Source organism: Panacibacter ginsenosidivorans, assembly GCF_007971225.1.
Lineage (GTDB): Bacteria > Bacteroidota > Bacteroidia > Chitinophagales > Chitinophagaceae > Panacibacter > Panacibacter ginsenosidivorans.
Genome location: NZ_CP042435.1, coordinates 5,348,547 through 5,373,652, shown reverse-complemented (window position 1 = coordinate 5,373,652; position 25,106 = coordinate 5,348,547). Strand labels below are relative to the sequence as shown.

Genomic DNA, 25,106 nt, shown 5'->3' with positions numbered 1-25,106 from the left:
TGTACGGTTTGATACTTTATTCAACAAAAGAAAACATAATGCATGTTAACAATAACTATTGAATGTAAGAAAGTACAAATGTTAGATTATGCAAAAAGTTACGGCTTCTATTATTACAATTGGCGATGAATTATTGATCGGACAAGTGGTTGATACCAACAGCGCATGGATGTCTCAACAGCTAAATAATATCGGTGTTTGGGTTCAGCATCGTGTTGCAGTTGGTGATGTAAGAGATGACATCTGGAATGCTTTGGATGAAGAATCAAAACGGTCAGATATTATTTTAATAACAGGCGGACTCGGACCAACTGCAGATGATATTACAAAGCCCTTACTCTGTGAATATTTTGGCGGCAAACTTATCATGCATCAACCAACCCTTGATCATGTAACTTATTTATTCGAGCATGTTTTTAAAAGACTAATGCCTTTACTTGACCGTAACCGCAAGCAAGCTGAAGTTCCTGATGTATGCACTGTTTTAAAAAATGAAAGAGGAACAGCACCAGGGATGCTTTTTGAAAAAGATGGTAAAATATTTATCAGTATGCCCGGTGTGCCACATGAGATGCAAGGCATTATGAAAGATCATGTTTTTGGTTTGATAAAACAGCGATATGAAATGCCACATATCGGGCACAGAACTTTACTAACTGCAGGGCAGGGAGAATCTATGCTGGCAGAAATGATTCAGAACTGGGAAGAAGCATTACCAGGTTTTATTAAACTGGCATACCTACCGAACTATGGAATGGTTCGTTTGCGTTTAACGGGTTCAGGCGAAATAGATTTGGTTGAGCATGAACTTGACAGGCAATTTGCTTTATTAAAAGAACAGGTAAAAGACTATCTCGTTGTTGATGAAGATATTCCTATGCATGAAGTAGTCGGCAGAATGTTGAAGGCCGCAGGCAAAACTGCAACAACTGCTGAAAGCTGTACCGGCGGTTATATTTCGCATCTTATCACTTCTGTTCCGGGTTCATCAAATTATTTTTATGGAAGTATTGTAAGCTATGATAATCGTATAAAAGAAAATATTCTGCATGTTAAAAAAGAAACATTGCAAACGTTTGGCGCAGTAAGCGAAGAAACGGTGATAGAAATGGCGCAAGGTGTCTTACAACTTATGCAAACAGATTATGCCATTGCTGTTTCAGGCATTATGGGACCAGATGGTGGCAGCGAAGAAAAACCCGTAGGAACAGTTTGGATAGCTGTTGGAAATAACCAAAGGATCGAAACAAAAAAACTGTGGTTTCGTTTTGACCGAAAGAGAAATATTGAATTAACATCAATAAATGCGTTGAACCTTTTGCGCATTTTCATTCTTAAAACCAGTTAAATCCGAATCATTACCTTTGACCCCGGATGAAATGATTGCGCTGCCTCTCAAATAAAATGTGCGTAAACTGTTCTTTATTACCTGGTTTGTTATATAATTTGTGTGTATTGTTGCAAATTGTTATACAGCACAAGAGTGCGACGCAAGGGACGATGAGTTGAGCAATGCAGCCGGGTTCATAAAAATCATTAACCTGAAATTTTTTAATTATTATGGCTACTGTTGATCTTATAATGCCAAAACTAGGTGAAAGCATAATGGAGGCTACTATTTTGAAGTGGCACAAAAAAACCGGTGATGCAGTAAAGATGGATGAAACCGTGCTTGAAATTGCTACGGATAAAGTTGACAGCGAAGTGCCTTCTACCGCTGCCGGAACTATTACTGAAATTTTATTTAATGTAAATGACGTGGTGCCTGTGGGCGTAGCTATTGCACGCGTTGAAACAGAAGTTGCAGCATCTTCGGCGGCAAATGTACCGGCTCCTTCACCAATTGAAAAGAAACCTGAGCCTGTGATGGCTGAGGCAGACGAAGTTCCTTATACACCTGCGCATACAGCATCTGCCAATGGTAATGGTGGCGCTAATCGTTTCTATTCTCCACTTGTTTTGAATATTGCAAGCAGTGAAGGAATTGGCCTTGGCGAGCTTGAAACCATTGCTGGTACAGGAAATGAAGGCCGCGTAACCAAAAAAGATATCCTGCAATATGTAGAAGACCGCAAGAGTGGTGTTGTAACTGCTCAGCCAAAAGTAATTCCATTTGCACCGCAGGTTGTGTATGAGAAAAAGGAAACGCCAAAAGTTGAAATACCTGCTATAAAAGAAACAGCAACAACTACTACAGATTACAGCGGCGCTAATGTAGAGGTAATAGAAATGGACCGTATGCGCAAACTGATCGCTAAACATATGGTGGACAGTAAGCATATCAGTCCGCATGTAACAAGTTTTGCAGAGGCTGATGTTACGAATATGGTTTTGTGGAGAGAGAAAGCAAAAAAGGAATTTGAAAAAAGAGAAAATACAAAACTCACTTTCACACCAATGTTTATTGATTGTATTGTACGTGTGATGAAAAAATATCCCATCATCAACAGTTCTGTTGATGGAGACAGGATAATTCTTAAAAAAGATTTCAATATTGGGATGGCCACAGCTTTGCCAAATGGTAATCTTATTGTACCTGTAATTCGTAATGCAGATTACCTGAATCTTGTAGGTCTTAGCAAACAGGTAAACACGCTAGCAGATAATGCCCGGAATAACAAACTCCGTCCCGATGATACGCAAGGTGGAACATTCACACTTACCAATGTTGGCACATTTGGAAGCCTAATGGGAACACCAATCATCAATCAACCGCAGGTTGCCGTTCTGGCAGTCGGAGCCATAAAAAAGCGCCCCGTTGTTATTGAAACAGAGCAGGGAGACACAATTGGAATAAGACATATGATGTATCTTTCTTTAAGTTATGATCATAGAATTGTTGATGGCAGTGCAGGTGCCTCTTTCTTAACGGCTGTGGCTAAAGAGTTTGAGGCCTGGGATATGGAAAGAACATGGTAAAAGAAAATTATTTCCATAAAAAAAATCCTGCTTTGTCTGCAGGATTTTTTATTTATGGACCAGCCAATGGAATAAGTATTAGGCCTTACTTGCGTCGCACACTTGTACTTTGGATAAGTTTCATCAAAAACACTTCCGAATAATAAGTGAACTGCATGAGATAGAAATATTAAATCTATTTCTTTTTTGGCTTTTGCTTTGAGTATTTTGTTTTAGCCACTTTCTTCTTCAAAGCCATAATATCATCTCCGTCTTCAGAGGTATTTGTTACCGGTTTTACTGAAGTAACAATAAGACTTGAGTTGCTTTCAGATTTTATATTCTGTTGTTGCGGAGGTATTGCTTTTTCTTTTATACATGCACAAAAGATTGCGATTGCCGATAGTGTAGTTAATATTTTTTTCATGGTTGTGGGTTTGTAGCAACGCAGTGATCTGTATCATCTGCTGGTTACTTATTAAAGTAATAAACGATATAATGGAACTAAAATTATCAGTTTGCCGGTTGTAGGTATTTAAAATGAATTAAAATGATAATTAGTTATTCGGAAACAAAGAAAATTTGTCAAAAAGTCTTCAAACAATTGTTTTGATAATAGCCCTGAGGTTTATTTATCCAAATATGGGAATGAATTTTCCGTATACAGGAAAATCGAAACCATCGAAGATAAAATACTTTTGAAAATCAGTGTATTATAAATTGAATATCTGTTGGCACATGGTTTGGCTCATATATAGCACGTCCGTTTTTAATCAACCCGTAACCCAGGAAAGAACTAAGTACCTTAAACCCAAAAAGACCCTAAACGTACCCTCCAAACCCTTTTACAAACAATGCGCCTCACAAATTATTAAAGCCTCCCAAAAGGGAGGCTTCTTTTTTATAATAATGGCAATCCTGAAGAAGGCTATTAATATTCCTGCTGAATATATAACAAACTGTACAAGAGTGCGACGCAAGTAATGCCAAATACTTTTCTTTAGCCTGGCTCATTACATAAATGCATACCTCACAAGAATGGGGGCGGAACAATTGGCTATGTTTTTGGTTATTACATTTCACTTTGTAAAATAATACACAGGAAAAAATGAAGCTTATAGAATTTACAGATAAAGGCCTTTATTGCGCAGCAGGTGATTTTTATATAGATCCATGGAAGCCAGTGAAAAAAGCCATCATTACACATGCACACAGCGATCATGCCAGGCCCGGCAACAAACATTATCTCTGTCATTATCTTACAAAACCGTTATTGCAAGCCAGGCTTGGAGATAATGATTATCAAAGTATAGAATGGAATGAATTTTTATTAATAAATGGAGTAAAAATTTCTTTACATCCCGCTGGCCATATTATTGGCTCCTCTCAAATACGTGTTGAGCATAATAATGAAATATGGGTTGTAAGTGGTGATTACAAAACTGAGAATGATGGTATCAGTGGCAGGTTTGAACCGGTGCCTTGTAATGTATTTATAACTGAGTCAACTTTTGGTTTGCCGATCTATAACTGGGCTGCACAGGAAAATATCTATACGCATATACGCAACTGGATTCTTAACAATAAAGAAAATGGTAAAACATCAGTTCTTATTGCTTATAGTTTGGGAAAAGCGCAACGGCTTTTAAAAGCGATCGGGCCATTGCAGGAAAAAATTTATGTACATGGTGCTATCTGGAATATGCACCAGGCATTGTCTTCTGCCGGAATACTTTTACCCGAGGTTGAAAGAATTACACCTGATACATCAAAAGAAACACTTAAAAAAAGTATTGTTATTGCGCCACCGGGGGCAGATGGCTCTTCATGGATGAAACGAATGGAACCTTATGCAACAGGTGTCTGCAGCGGTTGGATGCAGGTTCGCGGAAATGTGCGAAGGCGCAATGCAGATGCTGGTTTTGTATTAAGTGATCATGCTGACTGGAAAGGATTATTAAGTGCGGTAAAAGCAACAGGCGCCGAAAAAGTTTTTGTAACACATGGCTTTCAATCAACCTTCAGCAGGTATTTAAATGAAAATGGTATCGCAAGTGCTGAAGTTAAAACAGAATATGGTAACGATGATGAGGAACCAGCTAATGATGCAGGTTTTGTAGAGTCTGTACCTGATATTGATGAACAAAATACACAGGAAAAATTATGAAACAATTTTCAGCACTGGTACAAATATTAGGAACGTCTACAAAAACAAATGATAAACTAAATGCATTATCACAATATTTTCTTGAAGCAACCAATAGCGATAAAGTTTGGGTGATCGCTTTATTTAGTGGCCGCAGACCAAAGCGGATTATAAATGCTACCCGCCTTTCAGAATGGTGCTGTGAAATTACAGGATTGCCTTTTTGGCTATTTGAAGAAAGTTATCACACGGTAGGAGACCTTGCAGAGACAATCGCATTATTATTGCCTGAAACAGATAAGGAAAAGGTATTACAGGAAAATAGTCTTACTTATTATCTTCAGCAATTAGTAATACTTGAAAAAGCAGATGAGGAAATAAAGAAGCAATTTATTACGGAATGCTGGATGCAGATGACAATAGAAGAAAAATTTGTGTTCAATAAATTACTGACAGGGGGCTTTCGTATTGGTGTCTCACAAAAGACTATAGTAAATGCTTTGGCAAAAACGGTTAACGCTGACCCTGCAGTTATTGCACACCGAATTAGCGGAAAATGGAATCCTTCAACGACAGATTTGAATGAATTGCTAAGTGAAGAACAGGGAAGCCTTGACAATTCAAAACCGTACCCATTCTATCTTGCGTACGCACTTGAAACAGCACCGGATGCATTGGGAGAGCCGCATGAGTGGCAGGCTGAATGGAAATGGGACGGCATTCGGGGGCAGATCATTAAACGTAAAAATGAATTATTTGTGTGGAGCCGCGGTGAAGAGCTGATGACAGAAAAATTCCCGGAATATTTTATTTTAAAAGAAACGCTTCCCAACGGTATTGTATTAGATGGAGAAATAATGCCTTTTAGAAAAGAAGATGCACAGCAATCATTACTTCATTCGAATATAAGCATCTTGCCATTTGCTGTTTTGCAAACACGCATCGGCAGAAAAAATGTTACAAAAAAACAATTACAAGAGGCTCCGGTTGCATTCTTTGCTTATGATATACTGGAATATGAAGGCATTGATATTCGGTATAAAACAATGGCAGAAAGAAGGACTTTGCTTGAACAGATCGTTCTGCAAATCAATAATGCCACACTTCAATTATCACCTGTTATTGATTTTGAAAATTGGGATGCATTAACAAAGCAACGGGAGCAATCCAGGAGTATTAATGCAGAAGGCATAATGCTGAAAAGAAAATCTTCTGCCTACCAGGTGGGGCGCAAAGTTGGTGATTGGTGGAAATGGAAGATTGACGCACTTACGATTGATGCGGTAATGATCTATGCGCAGAAAGGTCACGGCCGCAGAAGCAATCTTTACACAGATTATACTTTTGCCGTAAAAGATGGCGATAAACTGGTAAGCTTTACCAAAGCTTACTCGGGTCTTACCGATAAAGAGTTTGCACAGGTAGATGCATTTGTAAAAAGAAATGCCATAGAAAAATTTGGTCCCGTAAGAACGGTAAAACCAGCGCTTGTCTTTGAAATTGCCTTTGAGGGCATTGCTGCAAGCAACCGTCATAAAAGTGGCGTAGCGCTAAGGTTTCCACGTATACACCGCTGGAGAAAAGATAAAAAGGCAGATGAAATTAATACGTTAGGTGATCTTAAAAAATTACTGGAATTATATGGTAAATAATTGCTCAGTATTCTTCAACTGTATAAGTGTGCGACGCAACGAAGTTCAACAAGCATTACTGCTGCCGGGCCCAAAATTCTTACAGGGATAATTTCCCCTGGTAGAAATCCAGGATCTTTGTGCGCAAAATATAATCATATTTGGCAGCGATGAGATTAATATTAGAATTGTCTGCTTTATTCTTGATCAACAAATAATCAACTGAAGTTAACACACCTGCGTTGAATTTTACCTCTGCTGCTTTAAAAGAAACTGTAAGATCTTCTACCTGCGAAGTAAGTGTTTGGTAACGTTCATAAGCTGAATTCATATCAATATAAGCTTGCTCAACTGCCTGCTGCAACTGTGTTTTAGCTGTTTTGGCATTAATATCAGAACGCTTCTCCTGTATAACAGCCTGTTTAACCTTACTTCTTGCCTGCAGTCCATTTAAAATAGGGATCTGGATACCAATGCTTACAGATGAATTAAAATTATTCTTCCATTGATCTCCATAAGATATCTTTTTAGAATCGTATATATTTTGTGGCGAATAGAGAAAATATTTTTCATCATTAACATTTACATAATTGTCAGTCTGTACATCGCTGGTACCTTTTAAAACTGCTACAGATGCAGCGTTTGAATAATTTGTACCAAGACCACCATTTAAAATAAGTGAAGGATATAACTGGCCTTTTGCAGCTTTTAAAGATTTGGCAGCGCTTTCTTTTCTAAGATCAACAGCTTTGATCATTGCAAGATTTTTAATTGCCTGGTCATATACCTGCTGCGAAGTGCCATCATAAATTGCAAGAGCAGAAGAAATATCTATTTTTTCCAGTGCCATATCTTTTGAATAATTCACATTCATCAGTTTCGCAAGATCAAGCTTTGAAGTTTCTACTGCATTCTTTAATGATACAATTGAAAGTTCATCGGAAGCAAGCTGGCCTTTTGTGTCGTAATAAGTAGAAGGTGCTATAGCGCCGTCTTTATCCAGTACGGCAAGCCTTTCTACCTGGCTGCGTGTTACAGAAGCCTGTTGTACTGCGGCATTCAACTGTTCCTGGTTATTTAAAACCTGCAGGTATGCAAGTATGACTTGTATGGTTACATTATCTTTTTGTTGTTGCCAGTCCATTTTACTCGCTTCAAAATTCAATGAGCTTGCACGAACATTATTATTGATGCTTCCGGCATTCCACAAATAAAGATTAGCGCCTAAATTATAATTAGCATAACTGAGATTCTGATTGATATATGAATTGGTAAAAGGGTCTATCGCACGGCCCTGGCTTAACCCATGATTGATAGTACCGCTAATATAAGGCAGCCTGTTTCCCTGCGCCTGCGTCAGATATACCTTGCTATCCTGCATATCCAGCTCGCTGCGGTTAATATCAATGTTATTTTTTAAAGCTATATCCACACATTGTTTCAGTGTAAGTGTGCCACTTATATTTGTTGTATCCTGTGCAAAATTCTTTTGCAGGATTACCAATAAAACAATTCCTAAAAAAATACTTTTCTTTTTCATAATCCTATATTATTCCAATTCAATTTTATTTTTCTTTTAGCCGTGCTGTTACAGCTTTGCGATACTTCTGTTGCGTCGCACTCTTGTGCTGCATCATTATATGCAGCAGCGCACAATAAATTTTTTACATAATACTAAGATGCGGTTCTTCTCTTTCTATTCTTCCATCCAGCAAATGAATAATGCGTGAACCGTAGCCTGCATTTTTTTCCGAGTGTGTAACCTGTATAATAGTTACACCATCCTCTTCATTTAATTTTTTAAATAATTCCATAATTTCTTCACCCTGTTTTGAATTAAGGTTACCGGTTGGTTCATCGGCAAGTATTAGTTTTGGTTTTGCTACCAATGCTCTTGCAATACCTACCAATTGTTGTTGCCCCCCTGATAATTGTGTGGGAAATAGATCTTTCTTGCCAACGATCTGGAACCTGTCAAGTATATCTGCTACAATAGCTTTGCGCTCACTGGATTTCATGTCCTGGTAAATCAATGGTGTTTCGATGTTTTCATACACCGTTAATTCATCGATTAAATGATACGCCTGAAAAACAAAACCTATGTATTGCTTGTACAATTGCGAGCGGTGTTTTTCTTTTAGTTTATGCACGGCCTCATCAAAGAAAAAATATTCACCTTCATCCTGGTTATCAAGCATACCAATAACATTTAATAAAGAAGATTTACCAGAGCCGGATGGCCCCATAATAGAAACAAATTCTCCTTCTGCAATGCTGAGGTTAACATCCTTTAAAATGAAATTTCTTACTCCCCCAACATTTACCCATTTTGATATGTGCTTTAATTCGATCATGGTGCATGTATTTTAGCGCTAAAGTTATAACCATCCCCTTTGTTTACAAATACATGCCAAGATAAATTTCTATTGAAAAACAATTAGTTGTAATTAGATGACAGATGGGAGTGTACGGTTATGATACACTTGTTGTTCTGTTTTGATGCAGCGAACAGTTACCTAATATTTGAAAGGAAAAGCTTGGACTAAAAGCTGCTGAATTATGCTGAATAAAATATCACCGGTACAAGAGTGCGACGCAACGAAAGCATCATTATTGCACCATTGCCAGGTACATAAAAATGGGTCAATTTAACTGCCAGATAGAAAAATTAAGCACGGTAGCAAAACTTACCCATAATAAATATGGATACAAAAGCCATGCTGCTATTTTTGATAATTGTGTAAACAAGTACATTGTAATAATGATCATAACCCAGAGAATAGAAATATCAACAAGTGCCCACCCAATCTGATGCTGGTTAAAAAATATAAGGCTCCATATACCATTAACTGCGAGTTGCAATACAAAAACAAACAATGCAATATTTCTTTGGGTTGTTTCCGGAAGTTTCCAAACGAAATAAAAAGCAACACCCATCAATATATAAAGGATGGTCCACACCGGCGCAAACAACCAGTTTGGTGGATTGAAAAATGGTTTATCCAGCGTGGAGTACCATGAATTAATAGAAGTGGCTGTAGCAAATCCTGCCCCAAAACCAACAAGTAATGTAAGTATTAATGATACAATTAATTTCACAGTAGGATTAACAGTTCTTGTATAAGATTGGTTCATAGGTTATAAATTTACAATTGAATTTTAACTGATGAAAGATAATTTCTCGAAGCAGTCGAAAGCATACGCACACTTCAGGCCTCATTATCCTGCAACCTTATACGATTTTTTTTACACCCACATAAATTCATTTGACAAGGCACTTGATATTGCAACAGGCAATGGACAGGTTGCTGCTGAACTTTCAAAGAAATTTAATCAGGTGCATGCTACAGATATAAGTGCAAAACAACTTGCAGAAGCACCTGCGTTGACAAATGTATTTTATAAAATAGAAGCAGCGGAAGAATCTTCTTTTCCCGATAAATATTTTGATCTTATTACGATTGCACAGGCAATTCATTGGTTTGATTTTGATAAATTTTATACCAACGCAAAAAGAATGTTGAAGCCGCATGGAGTTATTGCTGTAATTGGTTATGGACTTCTGTCTGTTAACAGTTTGGTTGATCCATGGCTCTTGCACTTTTATAAAAACATCACCGGTCCGTATTGGGATAAAGAAAGAAGATACATTGATGAATTGTATATAACTATTCCTTTTCCTTTTACAGAGATAACTCCGCCGGCACTAAAGATGGAATACGAATGGACTAAGGAACAATTTATTGGTTACTTAAACACATGGAGCGCGGTGCAACATTTTATAAAGGCAAATAACAGTCATCCATTATCTGCCGGATTGTTGCAACAGCTGGATCAATTGTGGCCTGATAATAGGTTGTGTAAAATTTCTTTTCCTTTATTACTTCGTGCAGGACATCAATAAATTTGCATTTTAAAAACAAACCTATGATCAGTTTCATAAAACAGGTAGAAGTAAGATGGAGCGATATGGATCCCAATTTTCACCTGCGTCATTCCGTTTATTATGATTGGGGCGCATACCTGCGTTTATCTTTTTTAAGCGAACATGCATTAACGCCAGCCGTAATGCAGCAATTACATTTTGGGCCTATTCTTTTCAGAGAAGAATGTGTATTCAAACGCGAAATTGTTTTTGGAGATATTGTTACTGTAGATGTTGCTGTAAGTAAAAGCCGCCGCGATATGAGCCGCTGGTCTATGGTGCACCAGGTATGGAAAAACAAGGATACACTGAGTGCTGTAATAACTGTTGACGGCGCTTGGCTTGACACCAGGATAAGAAAGCTTGCGGTGCCCCCTCCAAACATTCAATCCGTTTTTGAAATAATACCCAAAACAGAAAATTTTGAATGGACCGATTGACTGTAAAATTTTATTAAACCAACCGCAGTGCTGCTATAAAGCTTTGGTTGTGTCACTCACTTGTGCGTTCTTCTCTTTATGGAGCATTTGCCGGTCAACACTTTAAACACAACTTTACTATACACTTTTTTGGAACAATGTTTGTCTTTACCTAAAACAGATAATGTATGAAAAGTAAGATCAACTTAATAGCATCAACGCTTGCAGCATTTTTAATTATTAATGCATGCCAGACGCCCGAAGAAAGAGCAGCAGAAAATAATGCAGCAGCTACTACTGTGCAGGCAACAGATAGTTCAGCGGCAAGTATGTCAGCACCCGATACAGCAAGTAGCAAAACTATGACCGATACAACAACTTCCGCAAATAGTGTAAAAGCAAAAAGAGGAAGAGCAACTGTTGTAATGGTGGGCGCACATGATGTAAAAGCTAAAATGGAAGCAGACAAAGAAGGAGTTTATGCAAGGGCTGAAATAATGCCGTCATATCCCGGCGGGCAAACAGCGCTGCAAAAATTTGTAGAAGATAATCTACAATATCCAGAGCAGGCAATTGATAATGGTACTGAAGGAAGAGTGGTTGTAAGTTTTGATGTTGATGAAAAGGGAAAAATATACAATCCTGTGGTGGTATCACAAAAATTAGGTAGCGGGCTGGAGGAAGAAGCTATGAGGATCGTAAAAGCTATGCCACAGTGGAATCCGGGGAGAATGAAAGGTAAGAATGTAAAAACAAAATTTAGTTTACCAATCGTATATCAGCTAGAACAGTAATTAACACCCACTCTTTCTAAAGCCATTGCGCAACTTTTGTTGCGCAATTTTTTTTGTTTAAAAAGTCTGGAACAATGTTTGATTTATCATGCCTCAAAATAACGTTATGAAAAACAGAATTTTATTCACCATTGCTTTATGCTTTGGGTTGACAAGTTTTTTTGCTGCATGTGGCAGTGGAGAATCAAAAGACGATATGAATGATACAGTCATTCAGGAAAATGTTTCACCAGCGCCTATGGACACAACTAATTCAATGACCGATACATCTATGATTGATACCACAAAAAAAATGCCTTAGTAAATTAAACACCTATGGCCGTTGCTAATCAATTTTGATCCGTTTCTATATTAAACAATAATAAAACTGCCCTTATAAAGGCAGTTTTTATTTTATAATGATATTTACGCCCATCAAAGTTCTGAACGATAAAGTGCTTGCGACGCAACAGCCGACACTATGGAAAACTAAAGCTGGTATCACAAATAATTTCTTCTCATCTGCACATTCCTATATTTCCACATTCGCACATACCCATCCCCTATCTTTGTTAAACTAACTATTGCAAACATGGATATTGAATTTAACCGCAACGAAGACTGGATGAAGCTTTTACTGCGAGACACCGCTCAAAAATTTTATGTAATAAAGCAAGGCGGCGGAAAAAAAGTGGCAGCAAAACAGCACGAGAAAAAAAAGCTTACTGCACGGGAACGTGTAGAATATCTCTGCGATAAAAATAAATCCATCATCGAAATAGGCGCATTTGCGGGATATGATATGTATGGAGAACAAGGCGGCTGCCCTTCTGCAGGAACTGTTGCGGTTGTAGCATATATCAGCGGTAAACAATGCGTAGTGGTTGCCAATGACCAAACGGTAAAAGCAGGCGCATGGTTTCCTATTGCATGCAAGAAAAATTTACGCATGCAGGAGATAGCAATGGAGAATCACCTGCCCATCATTTATCTTGTAGATAGTGCCGGTGTTTTTCTTCCGATGCAGGATGAAATATTTCCGGACAAAGAACATTTTGGACGCATCTTTCGCAACAATGCACGCATGAGTGCAATGGGCATTACACAGATTGCAGCAGTGATGGGTGCATGCGTTGCAGGTGGGGCTTACCTTCCTATCATGAGTGATGAAACGTTAATGGTGCAAGGCAATGGAAGTATTTTTCTTGCGGGCCCGTTTCTCGTTAAAGCTGCCATTGGTGAAGACATAGATATTGAAACACTTGGCGGCGCTATAACACATACAGAGATCAGTGGTATTGCTGATTATAAATTTTCTACAGAACAGGAATGCCTTGATGAGATAAAAAAACTTATTGGTAAACTTGGAGATAAACCCAAAGCGGGCTTTAACCGCGCCAATCCTGCTCCACCGGCAAAAGATGCCAATGAAATTTATGGCATTATGAAAGTGAATAATGCAAAGCCATACGATATGGTTGAAATAATTGAACGCATTGTTGACGCTTCAGATTTTGATCAATTCAAAAAAGATTATGGCAAAACGATCTTGTGTGGTTATGCACGCATAGATGGTTGGGCTGTTGGTATTGTTGCCAATCAAAGACTCATTGTAAAAAACAGAAAGGGTGAAATGCAACTCGGCGGTGTTATCTATAACGACAGCGCTGATAAAGCCGCACGTTTCATTCTCAATTGCAACCAGAAAAAAATTCCCTTGGTTTTTTTGCAGGATGTAACAGGCTTTATGGTAGGCAGCCGCAGTGAACATGCAGGCATTATAAAAGATGGTGCCAAGTTGGTGAATGCTGTTGCAAATTCTGTTGTGCCAAAGATCACCATCATTATTGGTAATAGTTTTGGTGCAGGCAATTATGCTATGTGTGGTAAGGCTTATGATCCGCGTTTTATTTATGCGTGGCCCTCTGCAAAAATTGCGGTGATGGGTGGTGAGCAGGCTGCCAAAACATTAATGCAGATACAGCTTGCCGGCAAAACAGTTAGCGAAAGCGAGCAAACTACTTTACTCCACGATATAAAACTAAAATACGAAAAGCAAACTGCCGTAACCTACGCTGCCGCAAGGTTGTGGGTTGATGATATTATAGATCCGCTGGAAACACGGAGGCATATTTCAGAAGCAATTGCTGCTGCCAATCATAATCCTCATATAGAAGAATTTAAAACCGGTGTGTTCCAGGTGTAGTTTTTTTATGAACCAAACTGCACTGCGGCTATAATGCTTTTGTTGCGTCGCACTCTTGTACTGTTGAATATAATTCGACATAGGAATAAAAATTCAAACAAATGGGCTGCCGCGTTTTGACTTTTTATTTTTGAATTTTTACTTACACTATTTCACTCCTTTATCCTCATCCCACCAGCCTTTCATTTTTCTTATGTAAATGATCTGCCCGGTATGATAGGCGTTGTGCGTACCTATATGTGCAATAGTAGAATACCATTCTTTCAGTTTCGTTTCATCAGCAGCCTCTACAACTTTTTCCCATTCTGTTAGAACATCGTCTAATTTTTTTACAGTTGCATCCCAGGTATTTTTATCAACCGGAGAAAATGTTTCCTTATTGTCACCATTAAATGCGGCAGCCTTTTCTCCTTTAAATTTGGCGAGTGACTGTTGGTTCCAAAAAATAATATGTGTGACCAGTTGCGCAATTGAATGATTTCCGCTGCTATCTTTCCAGTTTGCCTGCTCTGCTGTAAGCCCTTCTACAGCAATGTTTGCAGGCACAAACCAATCTTTCACATTATGCGTGGTACGTAATTGTTCCAGTAAAATTGATTTTAATGTAGGCACAGTATTATTTGATTGTGTGTATCCCGCAGATATGGTCATTGACAGAAAGGCCATAAATAAATATTTCATAGTTCAGTTTTTAAATTGAAACAATAAGTTTTGAATTGGCGTGCATGTTCATTTTATAACAAGCCTGATCGATATGTAAAACCGCTATTAAATTAAAACTACTTTTGTTTAAAGTATAAAGTTTTACATGAACGTTAGAAAACCAATAAAACTGTTGCTCCCGGTTTTTTGTTTTATGGCCTGTACCGGCAAAAAGCCGACAACAGATACAGGCAATATTGATACAGTAAATACAATAGTTCCTGCAACTACTATTGTTCATGACACATTTGCCCCTGGAAAAGTTATAGCACAGGTATTTTGCAAAAATGATGCTGCGCAATCTTATTCATTATATATTCCCGTCAAAGGCAACAACGAAGCATTGCCTGTCATTTATTTTTTTGATCCACATGCAGATGGTGCACTGCCATTAAATAAATACAAAGCGTTAGCCGACAAGTATAACTTTATTTTGGTCGGTAGCAACAATTCAAAGAATGGTAATGATTGGCCGACCGCCGAAAATATATGGCGCAGTTTATTTGACGATACACAAAAACGTTTAGAGATCAATAGCAACAGGATCTACGCCTGTGGGTTTTCCGGTGGCGCAAAAGTTGCCGGGCATATTGCACTCAATTACTCTGAAGTAAAAGCCGTTATTGCAAATGGCGCTGGCCTTCCTGATGAAACACCACCCGGTAATTTCAATTTTACTTTCACAGCAATCGCAGGTGAAGGTGATATGAACATGACCGATCTTGTTGCCTTCAGTAGTGAGTTGGATAAAACAAAAACAAAACATCGTATTCTTCTTTTTGATGGCAAACATGAATGGGCTCCTGAAAGCACAATGAACATTGCTTTTGCAGGCTTACAGCTCGATGCGATGCGCGGAAAAATCATTCCTGCAGACAATATATTTATCAATGACTTTATTGCAAAAAGTAAACAGCAAATAAATGCATACACTGCAGCAAATAAATTGGTGAAAGCAGAACAGGAATGCAAATTATCATTAAGCATGCTTGATGGTTTAACCACTGAAAGGACCTGGTTCAAAGAAAAAGATGCTTCTGTTACTAACAACCCTGCCTATAAAAAGCAATGGCAGACAGAACGAAATTTATTTACTACCGAGCAAAATATAAAGGCTGGTTATATGCAGCAATTTCAGGGTGGTGGTATGAGCTACTGGAGCAAAACCATCAACGACCTGCAAACCAAAGCTAAGGGCACCAGTGCAGAAGCCGCCATGTACCAGCGTTTGCTTGCCTATTTATCGCTGGCGTTTTATTCTATCAGCAACAGGCTTATCGCATCCAATCAAAATAACGATGCACAACATTTTGTTGAACTGTATAAAATGGCCGATGCAACCAATAGTGAAGCATGGTACTTCTCCGCTATATTAAATGCACGCAGCAATAATGTAAAAGCAACGAAAGATGATTTGCTGAAAGCAGTTGATCTTGGTTTTAATGACAAAAACCGGATGATTCAACAACCGGAATTTATGAACCTTGCCGCACAAATAAATTTTGCGATGCTTGAAAGCAAAATGAAAAAATAAAAAATTGAGGATAGATTTTTTTTGAAATACTTCCTGCTGTACAAGTGTGCGACGCAAGAAAAGTTTCATAGCAGTACTTCAGCCGGGCAAATAGAAAAATACTTTAACTTTCCTCAAAGTTCATTATATGAATATCATTGCAGACACCGGCAGAAAAACTTTCGCAATAACACATCAACCTCCGGCTGCGGGTTCTGAAGAAGAAAGAAAAGCATTCAATGAAATTCAGCAAAGTTTTGCCAGGCAGTTTGAAGAAGTGTTTCCTGATAAACTTGCGCCACGCACTGTAGTTATTCTCCCGTCGCTTTCGCTTGACCAGGAAATACTTTCCAAAATAAAAGGCATTGTGCATTATGAAGAAAGAATGCTTTGCCTGCTGATGCTTTTGCGTATGCCACTTACAAAAATTATTTACTTAAGCAGTGTTCCACTGGCAGAAAGTATTATTGATTATTACCTGCATTTATTACCGGGCATCACCGGTTATCATGCAAGAAAGCGGCTTACCATGCTCAGTTGTTATGACTCGTCTGTAAAACCACTCACCCAAAAAATACTGGAACGGCCGAGACTTATTGAACGCATAAAACAATTGATCACAGATCCTGGTTCTACACATCTTACCTGTTACAATATTACCAGCCTTGAAAAAACGCTGGTTGTGCATTTAGGTATTCCATTGTTTGGCACTGATCCTGATAAATTTTATGAAGGTTCCAAATCCGGTGGCAGAAAGACTTTTAGAGAAAGTGGTGTAAATCTGCCGGATGGTTTTGAAGATCTTTCGACCAAAGAAGATATAGTAAAAGCACTTGCTGCGCTTAAAAAGAAATACCCCGGATTACGCAAGGCTGTGGTAAAAATGAATGATGGATTTAGTGGTGATGGTAACGCTATTTATACTTATCCATCTCTTACAAAAGATGATGCTTCGGAAAAAAATATTGAAGAAAGTTTATCACAGCATTTTAAACCTGTAGCGAAAGATGTGAGCGAAAAATTATTCTTTGATAAGTTCAAAGAGATGGGTGGCATTGTTGAAGTGTTTCTTGATGGCGATATAAAAATGTCTCCTTCTGTACAGTGTGTAATAAGCCCCGCAAAAGAAGTTGAAATTGTGAGCACACACGACCAGTTGCTTGGTGGTGATGATGGACAAATATTTATCGGCGCTATTTTTCCTGCAGATGAAATGTATAGTATTTCACTTGCTGCTGAAGGAAAAAAAATTGCAGAGACTCTTGCAAAAAAAGGTGCACTCGGCCGCTTTGCCATTGATTTTATTTCTGTAAAGCAGGATGATAATTCATGGAGGCATTACGCTATTGAAATTAATTTGCGCAAGGGTGGCACCACGCACCCATTCCTGATGTTGCAGTTTTTAACCGGTGGAAAATATAATGCTGATACGGGCGAATACCTAACCGCAAGTGGTAACAAAAGATTTTATTTTGCTTCAGACAATGTAAGCAGTGAAAAATATAAAGGACTTACTCCTGATGACCTGATCGATATATCTATGTATCATGAGTTGATGTATGATGGCGCAGCGCAGGAAGGTGTTATGTTTCATTTGGTAGGCGCATTATCTGAATATGGTAAACTCGGTTTGGTATGCGTAGGCAGTACACCTGGAAGAGCAAAAGAGTATTATGACAAAACGATCCGGATATTAGATCATGAATGCAGTTAACCAGGTTTGGTAAAACCCTGAGAATGCTTTTTTGGATTCCGTTGTAGCACCTATTTGTTTGGTATCTTTAAAAGTAAATTGATTACAGCGAAACCAAAACGAATCAAATATTGTTGTGTAACACTTTCTACATTCATTATGGCCCGTCAGCTCCTTTATATAATCTATACATTCTTTTTTTTGTCCGTTCAAGTGGCGGGCTTATCAGGCTGTGCAAAAGAATATAGTTACGAAGGAGGGCCTGTACAAGACACTACTAATGACTCAATACCTTCAGATACTATACCAAAACAAGTTATTACCTTCCCCGTTTGTTCACAATGCAAATATTGGGATAATACATTACCCTCTACATGGAGTTTCAACTATGATACTTCTCTTTTGTGCGGAAATATGACCAACGGAATAATTGCGCCGGACAGAAGCGGGTTTACTTTTTTTGGACCTTCTGCCTGTTCACCTGACACAGGAATTGTAATAACAGCTTACTTAAGTTCCGCTCTTTTAACTAGTGACAGGTCGAACATAACTACCAATCAGGTTATTTTTGAATATTACGACAATGTAACACTTACAGATATTTTTGCCACAGGTAAGTTAGGAACGTTTTCTTTAACTATTGATACATATGAGTATTCTACCGGAATGGCAAAGGGAAGATTCAGTGGCTATGTGCCGACAAAAACCGGCGACACTGTATTAATAAAGAACGGAAAGTTCCAGGTAAAGTTTAACTAATAAATATATCTTCTTCGAAAAAAAAGATTTGGTTACAGATTGTAGTTTTTTATGGCATCGCCTGTTGTGTCACTCACTTGTACGTTTAGTTATTATGGCAGCAAATTGCGTAACTACTATTAACCGTATTACTTGCAAATCCGCAACATCCCTGGCTCTGCACATAGCTATGGAGGAGATGTTGCGAAGAAAGAAGAGGGGGACAGCAATAAAATCCAATTAGTATCCTTAATCAAATTTGAACATCTTCTTGTTCAAATAACCCGGGCGCTAAATAATATTTTTTATAATCGACTCTGACTATCAATATATCTTTATTATAACTTCTTATTGTACCCATCTTTGGGCTAAATAAGGTGTTTATAAAATAGTCAGCTTTTTCCTTTTTTAAAGGAATGAATGATTTATCAAGCTTAAGAATTGATCCATTATAAATTTGTAATAAAACATTTTTTTCTTCAATAACTATCTCACATATTAATCTGTCTTTTATTTTTTTTGAAATCCAAAGTTTAATGATAGGCACCAGTATCCATATACCTAAAAATAAATTTTTCTCCCAATATTGATAAAAAGGGTCATCTAAATTATTCAATAAAGAAATAAAAATAAGGGCAATGGGAATTAACACAACAATCCAATCGTAAAGAAAATAGAGATGAATTTTTTTCATATATACTTCTGCAATCTTATTTTCAAAATTTGGCATTAAAATATTTCTTTATTTTATTTAAATATGTCATTATAATCCTTTGTCAGAGTGCGTGTTTTACGCACCACTATATGCTTTAATAAAAGCTGCATTTTATTCCGAACGATGAACGGATTGCTCACTTATTTGTTATTTTATTTTAGTGTTTGCGAATCTCCTTCGTCGATTTGCGACGCAACGATGATGCTATAAAAACCACTGCCGGTATTACAATCATTCATTTCTAAATAGCTTTTTATATACAGTTACTGCTGCCATTTTAAGATGCGGTTTGCGCCAGATAATAAAACGCCAGATAATTTCTCCTGTAAGTAAAATAGCCAATGCAAAAAGTACTGGCCATATGGTACTCCCTGATTCTGAGAAAGCACCCATCAATGCAATGGAATAAACGGCAACAGGAAATGCGATCATGATACAAAGACCAGTTATGTTTAGTGGGATTTTAAACGGCCTGTGTTCGTCAGGTGCTTTTATACGAAATATAATAAGTGTTACAAATTCCAGGAATAATGCAGCACCGTATAAAATAACATCGATGATAAGCAGGTCAGCAAAAGTCCACATAACCATTAAGCTTACTACAGTCGAGCAACTGATAATAGAAACATATGGTGTTTGAAATTTTGGATGCAGTGCATGCAGCTTTGCAGGTAACAATTCATCGTCTGACATTACTTTAGGAACTCGTGATACAGAAAGCAAAACAGCAGAATACAAACCAATACCGCTGGCCATACCGCCGCAGGCAATAAGTGTCCCGAGCCATTGACCACCTACCAATGTACCCAATGCAGGAAAACCTTCTTCACTTAATACCGTATAATCAATACCAGATTGCAGGGCAACCATTACAGCCATAAAATATACCACGAATATGAGTAAGAATGCTATAGCTACTGACTTAAGGTAACTACGTATAGGATGAGCTACTTCTTCTGCATAAGTGGTTACATTATCCCAGCCGAGAAAATTCCACATCACTGTATAAAGCCCAAGACCAAGCATTGGAAATTTTACACCTGACAGTGAAGGTGAAGGCAATGCAAAAGAACCTGTATGATGCGTAACAAAATATACAAAGAGTATCACGAAAGGGGCAAGCACTGCCGCACCAAGAAATACTGAAGCTTTACCAACAGGAACGATGCCTCTTATATTAAGCCATGCAGAGCCCCAGATGATAACAAGACAAACAGGTATCTTGTAGGCTTCCACACCGGGAACAAAAAAAGAAAGGTATTCTACAAACAGTACTGGATAGATAGCAAGATCAACAAAAGTATAAAGCCATGTCCACCAACCTTCATACCATGCAAAACGCAATCCCATAGCACGTTTTACCCATTGATAATAACCGCCGGTAACCGGCATCATACTATTAAGTTCAAGCACTGTAAAAATAGTAGGTATGTCCCACAAGATTGGTGTTATAAATAACAATACAAGTGTTCCGTGACTGCCTGCATAAGTAAGTAATGATTCAAGTCCGTAAGGACCTCCGGAGATGGTCAAAAAAATAATAGCGGCTAGTTGTAAAGGCCGCAATTTTTTTACGGTTGCAGAACGGTTTTCTTTCATCAGCTCATAAAAAAATAAATATAAAATATTCTGCGGTTTTTGAGCTTAAAGTTTTTGGGCAAGCTTATAAAGCAGTCTTTTATGCTGAGTAAAAAATCTATTGTACAAGTGTGCGACGCAACGAAAGCCAAATAAATTATCAGGAAGCCGGCTTCAAAAAATATTTTATTACTGATATAATATTTGAAAAAAGAAAATCACTTAAATCGTTAAATACATCAATCTAAACAAACGCATTTGCAATTCATACATATATGCACTTGCGCTGTTCATTTCGTCTCTAAAATTTGCACCACAATAAAATAAAAACTAATCATGAAAAAAATCACATTATTACTGTTATTGGCAACAGCAATTTTTACTTCGTGCAAAAAAGACAAAAACGAAAACAATCAAACGGGTGTTTTTAACAGTGAAGAAATTAATCTCTTTGCAGGTAAGGCAAAAACATGGGTTAAAGTATCAAATGGCGTTCCCGAACAACTTGCTATTTCAATCGATGATGCGGCAATGAACAGCCTGCCTGCAACAGATGAAGGTGGTGATGAAGAAGATCATATTATCATTCCTTTGCACGCACAGGCCGCTGCCACTGCCTTTGATCATGTGCTGCTTGACTGGAACCCGCATGGCCATGAACCTGATGGCATTTACAATGTTCCTCATTTTGATTTTCACTTTTATATGACATCTGTGGAGGAACAAATGAGTATTCCGCTTTATGAACAGGACAGTCTGAAATTTAAAAATTACCCGGCAGCATCTTACATGCCTGCCAACTATGTTCCTATTCCAGGCGGCGTTCCAATGATGGGTACACATTGGTTCGATGTAACTACGCCGGAAATGAACGGGCAACCTTTTACGCAAACTTTCCTGATGGGCTCTTATGATGGCAAGGTTACTTTTTATGAACCTATGATAACGCTTGACTTCTTAAAGAATACAACACAGTTTGAAAGGGCTATTCCTCAACCTGCAAGTTTTCAAAAAAATGCTTACTATCCTACTAAAATAAAAGTATCAAAACACGATGGCGTAACAGAAATTATCCTGGATGGATTTACTTACAAACAGGAAAATTAAAATATTAGTAACATTGTAAAAAGGGTTGACAATCTTCAACCCTTTTTTATTTTACAGCAAACTAAATATGTTATTAGCAGCATTTGCAATGCAAGAAAATTCAGGTATACATTACTGCTTTAATTTGTCAAAAACTGCTTATAATTTATATATACAAAAGAAGCTTACCATTCAGCAAATAACATCAACCGCCTGCATATATTATCTTTAAAGCGTATTGCTTTAGGTGTAATTTAAAATTGATCTTAATCTTATCACCTAAAATTTTTTCCATGTTAAAACTATCTGCAATAAGGATTGTGTTTGTCTTATGTACCGCATTAGCCTCAACAATTGTAACAGCGCAAACAATCACAACGCCCCGTATACCAAGCCCTGCTGCTGAAGTGCAACAAACGATTGGTATTTCAACTGTATCAGTAAAATATTCAAGGCCCTCTGTAAAAGGCCGCGAGGTATGGGGCAAGCTGGTGCCTTATGGATGGAACGTGCAGCAATTTGGTGCTGGCAACAGTGCACCATGGCGTGCCGGTGCAAATGAAAATACAGTGCTTACTTTATCGCATGATGCAACAATAGAAGGCCATAAAGTTCCTGCAGGTTCTTATGGGCTTTTCTTTGTTATCAATGAAAACAATACCGGAGAAGTAATTCTATCTAAAGACTACAGATCGTGGGGAAGTTTTTTTTACGACCCAAAACAAGATGAAATGCGGGCGAATATACAGTTGCGTGATATTGCAAACACAGAATTGCTTACTTATGATTTTATAAATACCACAAAAAATTCTGCTGAGCTTACGCTTAACTGGGAGAAAAAACAATTTCCTGTAAAGATCGAATTTGATGTTGATAACATTGTAATAGAAAATGCCGCAGCAGAATTGAAAGGCCCGATTGGTTTTAACTGGCAAGGTTTTTCGAGTGCTGCTAATTATGCATTACAAAATAAAACTAATTATGAACAAGGAATGAAATGGATTGACCAGGCTATTGCGCAGAACAGCAACTTTACCACCTTAAGTATTAAATCAGGATTACTTATTGCAAGCGGCAAAACAGCTGAAGGAGATAAAGTAATGAATGATGCAGTTGCTGCTGCCACAGAAAATGAACTCAATTTATACGGCTATCAATTGCTTAACCAAAACCAGCAGGATAAAGCCATACAGATGTTTATACTTAATACCCAGCGCCACCCCACAAGCGCAAATGTTTGGGATAGTTTGGGTGAAGGTTATGCTTTAAAAGGCGACAAAAAAAATGCAATTGCCAGTTTCAAAAAATCATTGAGCATGAATCCTGCACCGAATGTAAAAGCTAACTCAGAAAAATATTTGAAGCAATTAGGCGCATTATAAATTAAACTGCAGAATACTTTATTAAAAAAAGCGCGGACATTTAAGTCTGCGCTTTTTTATAAATAGTGGATTAATAAAAACTTTCTTTTTTGTACCCGACTACAGCACTTAACTCATCTGCTGTTGCGTCGCACTCTTGTGCTTTTATAATTTTAAGGAGCAACTTGTTTTCACTGCAGAATAATAAACTAAACGTACAAGAGTGCGACGCAACAAAAGCTGCATAGCAGCAATGCCAATTGGCTCAAAAATAAATTAATCCATTACCTCATAAACAACAACAGGCAATTGCTTATTTTTTAAATTCACTTCGCCTATCCTTCTGCAGTTGAAAGATTCTTTTACCAGTTCGTAAGATGATTCTGCAATAATTATCTGGCCTGCTTTTGCAACACCTTGCAAACGTTGCGCTGTATTTACAATATCCCCGATAACTGTATAATCTAACCTGCGCAAAGTTGCAGAGCCTATATTTCCTGATATCAATTCGCCACTATGTATTCCAATGGTTACATCCGCGCGGAATGAAATACTATCTGCTTCTTCAACAGGTAGTTTTTCTATACTTGCCCGTACTGCAAGACATGCATCGATTGCACGATCTAAATGATACTCTCCGCGAAATACAGCCATAATTGCATCACCGATAAATTTATCTATATGGCCACCTTGTGCAATGATCTCTTTAACCATTACATCAAAATATTTGTTCAGCAATCTTACCACTGTATCTGCAGACTCATTTTCTGTGATTGCTGTAAAACTGCAGATATCAATAAAAGCAACAGTTGCTTCAATGGTCTCATTAATCATAAGGGTAGACTCAAATTCCCGCTTGTTCATAAACTTAAGAACCGTTTCATCCACGTACATCCTAAGTATATCATTTTCTTTGATGGCCTGCATAGTAATGCGCAACTGAGCCACATGCGCAATGGTCTTGTTCATTGTCAGCTCAAGATCTTCAAAGTTCACCGGCTTGGTTACGAAATCAAAAGCACCGCGGTTCATAGCGGTACGAATATTATCCATATCTCCATAAGCAGATACAATAACTGATTTTATAAGCGGGCTTACTTCATTAAGTTTTCCAAGCAGGGTAAGGCCATCCATTTCAGGCATATTAATATCACTAAGCACGATATCAATGTCTGTATTCTTTGCAAGTTTTTCCAGTGCATCCACACCATTTATGGCAAATACAAATTCATAACGGTTCTCACGTATCTGCTTCCTGAATTTTTGTTTAATAAGCATTTCGAGGTCTGCTTCGTCATCTGCCACCAGTATTTTTGCCATCACTGAATTATTTTTAGTTTTTCCTTTAAAAGGTTAAAATCAAGCGGCTTTGTGAGAAAATCATCTGCTCCCAAACGCATGGCCTGGTTATAATTTTCCTCATCGCCATACGCTGTTACCATCATTACTTTAGGAGGAGGATTTTCGAATTTGTGTTTTATCTCCCGAAGTAATTCCAGGCCACTTTTACCCGGCATATTAATATCTGAAAGAATCAATACTGCCTCATGCACATGTATATTAAGGTAGCCAAGTGCTTCTTCGGCTGAGAATGCAAATACAAATTGTATCACATTATCGCGTATTTCCTTCCTGAATTTTTGCAGGAAAAGTGTTTGCATGTCTTGTTCATCATCTACTACTAATATTTTCATGGTACAGGTTTAAGAATGTAAAATTTTA

General features: G+C 37.8%; 23 protein-coding genes. 14 read left to right on the top strand and 9 right to left on the bottom strand.

Annotated elements, in window-relative coordinates; translation table 11 throughout:
- Positions 1-88 precede the first annotated feature (88 nt).
- Together FRZ67_RS22675 and FRZ67_RS22670 are read left to right on the top strand one after the other, a co-directional pair.
- Positions 89-1,348: a CinA family nicotinamide mononucleotide deamidase-related protein gene (locus FRZ67_RS22675; protein ID WP_147192839.1), complete on the top strand. Its 1,260-nt coding sequence runs from the start codon at positions 89-91 to the stop codon at positions 1,346-1,348.
- Positions 1,349-1,560: 212 nt separating this feature from the next.
- Positions 1,561-2,919 (top strand): dihydrolipoamide acetyltransferase family protein, encoded by a 1,359-nt coding sequence (locus tag FRZ67_RS22670; RefSeq protein WP_147192838.1) that lies wholly within the window; start codon positions 1,561-1,563, stop codon positions 2,917-2,919.
- A gap of 175 nt (positions 2,920-3,094) precedes the next feature.
- Here the strand turns inward: FRZ67_RS22670 and FRZ67_RS22665 are convergent, their stop codons facing one another.
- On the bottom strand, positions 3,095-3,325 hold the full coding sequence (locus FRZ67_RS22665; RefSeq protein ID WP_147192837.1) for a hypothetical protein: 231 nt from the start codon (positions 3,323-3,325) through the stop codon (positions 3,095-3,097).
- Between the two features lie 681 nt (positions 3,326-4,006).
- Here FRZ67_RS22665 and FRZ67_RS22660 point away from each other — a divergent pair.
- Together FRZ67_RS22660 and FRZ67_RS22655 are read left to right on the top strand one after the other, a co-directional pair.
- Positions 4,007-5,065 carry a ligase-associated DNA damage response exonuclease gene (locus tag FRZ67_RS22660; RefSeq protein WP_147192836.1) on the top strand — a complete coding sequence of 353 codons (1,059 nt, stop codon included), beginning with the start codon at positions 4,007-4,009 and terminating at the stop codon, positions 5,063-5,065.
- Positions 5,062-6,696 carry an ATP-dependent DNA ligase gene (locus FRZ67_RS22655; protein ID WP_147192835.1) on the top strand — a complete coding sequence of 545 codons (1,635 nt, stop codon included), beginning with the start codon at positions 5,062-5,064 and terminating at the stop codon, positions 6,694-6,696. Before FRZ67_RS22660 ends, FRZ67_RS22655 begins: the two co-directional genes overlap by 4 nt.
- Before the next feature lie 79 nt (positions 6,697-6,775).
- Here FRZ67_RS22655 and FRZ67_RS22650 read toward each other — a convergent pair whose 3' ends face one another.
- From FRZ67_RS22650 to FRZ67_RS22640, 3 genes are all read right to left on the bottom strand, one after another.
- Positions 6,776-8,215, bottom strand: coding sequence for a TolC family protein (locus FRZ67_RS22650; protein ID WP_147192834.1), 1,440 nt, complete (start codon positions 8,213-8,215; stop codon positions 6,776-6,778).
- Positions 8,216-8,339: 124 nt separating this feature from the next.
- Entirely contained in the window at positions 8,340-9,029 is a 690-nt protein-coding gene (locus tag FRZ67_RS22645) for an ABC transporter ATP-binding protein (RefSeq protein WP_147192833.1), read from the bottom strand.
- 289 nt (positions 9,030-9,318) lie between these two features.
- Entirely contained in the window at positions 9,319-9,810 is a 492-nt protein-coding gene (locus FRZ67_RS22640) for a TspO/MBR family protein (protein ID WP_147192832.1), read from the bottom strand.
- A gap of 31 nt (positions 9,811-9,841) precedes the next feature.
- On the opposite strand from FRZ67_RS22640, the gene FRZ67_RS22635 reads away from it, so the two are divergent.
- The 5 genes from FRZ67_RS22635 to FRZ67_RS22615 all read left to right on the top strand — a co-directional run bounded on the left by FRZ67_RS22635 (position 9,842) and on the right by FRZ67_RS22615 (position 13,998).
- Entirely contained in the window at positions 9,842-10,579 is a 738-nt protein-coding gene (locus FRZ67_RS22635) for a class I SAM-dependent methyltransferase (protein ID WP_147192831.1), read from the top strand.
- A 23-nt stretch (positions 10,580-10,602) separates the two neighbouring features.
- The gene (locus tag FRZ67_RS22630; protein ID WP_147192830.1) at positions 10,603-11,040 is read left to right on the top strand and encodes an acyl-CoA thioesterase; all 438 of its coding nucleotides are present in this window, start codon (positions 10,603-10,605) and stop codon (positions 11,038-11,040) included.
- Between the two features lie 167 nt (positions 11,041-11,207).
- Complete coding sequence (locus FRZ67_RS22625; RefSeq protein ID WP_147192829.1) at positions 11,208-11,813, top strand: energy transducer TonB; 606 nt, start codon at positions 11,208-11,210, stop codon at positions 11,811-11,813.
- 106 nt (positions 11,814-11,919) lie between these two features.
- Positions 11,920-12,114: a hypothetical protein gene (locus FRZ67_RS22620; RefSeq protein ID WP_147192828.1), complete on the top strand. Its 195-nt coding sequence runs from the start codon at positions 11,920-11,922 to the stop codon at positions 12,112-12,114.
- Between the two features lie 270 nt (positions 12,115-12,384).
- Entirely contained in the window at positions 12,385-13,998 is a 1,614-nt protein-coding gene (locus tag FRZ67_RS22615) for an acyl-CoA carboxylase subunit beta (RefSeq protein ID WP_147192827.1), read from the top strand.
- Between the two features lie 147 nt (positions 13,999-14,145).
- On the opposite strand, the gene FRZ67_RS22610 is transcribed toward FRZ67_RS22615, so the two are convergent.
- Positions 14,146-14,679: a DinB family protein gene (locus FRZ67_RS22610; RefSeq protein ID WP_225975447.1), complete on the bottom strand. Its 534-nt coding sequence runs from the start codon at positions 14,677-14,679 to the stop codon at positions 14,146-14,148.
- Positions 14,680-14,806: 127 nt separating this feature from the next.
- Between FRZ67_RS22610 and FRZ67_RS22605 the strand changes: the two genes are divergently transcribed.
- The 3 genes from FRZ67_RS22605 to FRZ67_RS22595 all read left to right on the top strand — a co-directional run bounded on the left by FRZ67_RS22605 (position 14,807) and on the right by FRZ67_RS22595 (position 18,665).
- Positions 14,807-16,234, top strand: a complete 1,428-nt coding sequence (locus FRZ67_RS22605; protein ID WP_147192826.1) for a hypothetical protein — start codon at positions 14,807-14,809, stop codon at positions 16,232-16,234.
- Positions 16,235-16,361: 127 nt separating this feature from the next.
- Positions 16,362-17,927, top strand: a complete 1,566-nt coding sequence (locus FRZ67_RS22600) for a peptide ligase PGM1-related protein (RefSeq protein ID WP_158638435.1) — start codon at positions 16,362-16,364, stop codon at positions 17,925-17,927.
- A gap of 180 nt (positions 17,928-18,107) precedes the next feature.
- A complete protein-coding gene (locus FRZ67_RS22595; protein WP_147192825.1) occupies positions 18,108-18,665 on the top strand; it encodes a hypothetical protein in 558 nt (185 codons plus the stop codon).
- A gap of 232 nt (positions 18,666-18,897) precedes the next feature.
- Here FRZ67_RS22595 and FRZ67_RS22590 read toward each other — a convergent pair whose 3' ends face one another.
- Positions 18,898-19,374 (bottom strand): hypothetical protein, encoded by a 477-nt coding sequence (locus FRZ67_RS22590; RefSeq protein WP_147192824.1) that lies wholly within the window; start codon positions 19,372-19,374, stop codon positions 18,898-18,900.
- 216 nt (positions 19,375-19,590) lie between these two features.
- Complete coding sequence (locus FRZ67_RS22585) at positions 19,591-20,958, bottom strand: APC family permease (protein ID WP_147192823.1); 1,368 nt, start codon at positions 20,956-20,958, stop codon at positions 19,591-19,593.
- Positions 20,959-21,273: 315 nt separating this feature from the next.
- On the opposite strand from FRZ67_RS22585, the gene FRZ67_RS22580 reads away from it, so the two are divergent.
- Positions 21,274-22,044 (top strand): DUF5602 domain-containing protein, encoded by a 771-nt coding sequence (locus FRZ67_RS22580; protein WP_147192822.1) that lies wholly within the window; start codon positions 21,274-21,276, stop codon positions 22,042-22,044.
- A gap of 272 nt (positions 22,045-22,316) precedes the next feature.
- Positions 22,317-23,405 carry a DUF2911 domain-containing protein gene (locus tag FRZ67_RS22575; protein WP_147192821.1) on the top strand — a complete coding sequence of 363 codons (1,089 nt, stop codon included), beginning with the start codon at positions 22,317-22,319 and terminating at the stop codon, positions 23,403-23,405.
- Positions 23,406-23,660: 255 nt separating this feature from the next.
- On the opposite strand, the gene FRZ67_RS22570 is transcribed toward FRZ67_RS22575, so the two are convergent.
- Together FRZ67_RS22570 and FRZ67_RS22565 are read right to left on the bottom strand one after the other, a co-directional pair.
- Positions 23,661-24,704, bottom strand: coding sequence for an adenylate/guanylate cyclase domain-containing protein (locus FRZ67_RS22570; protein WP_225975446.1), 1,044 nt, complete (start codon positions 24,702-24,704; stop codon positions 23,661-23,663).
- The gene (locus tag FRZ67_RS22565; RefSeq protein ID WP_147192819.1) at positions 24,704-25,078 is read right to left on the bottom strand and encodes a response regulator; all 375 of its coding nucleotides are present in this window, start codon (positions 25,076-25,078) and stop codon (positions 24,704-24,706) included. Before FRZ67_RS22565 ends, FRZ67_RS22570 begins: the two co-directional genes overlap by 1 nt.
- Positions 25,079-25,106: the final 28 nt, after the last annotated feature.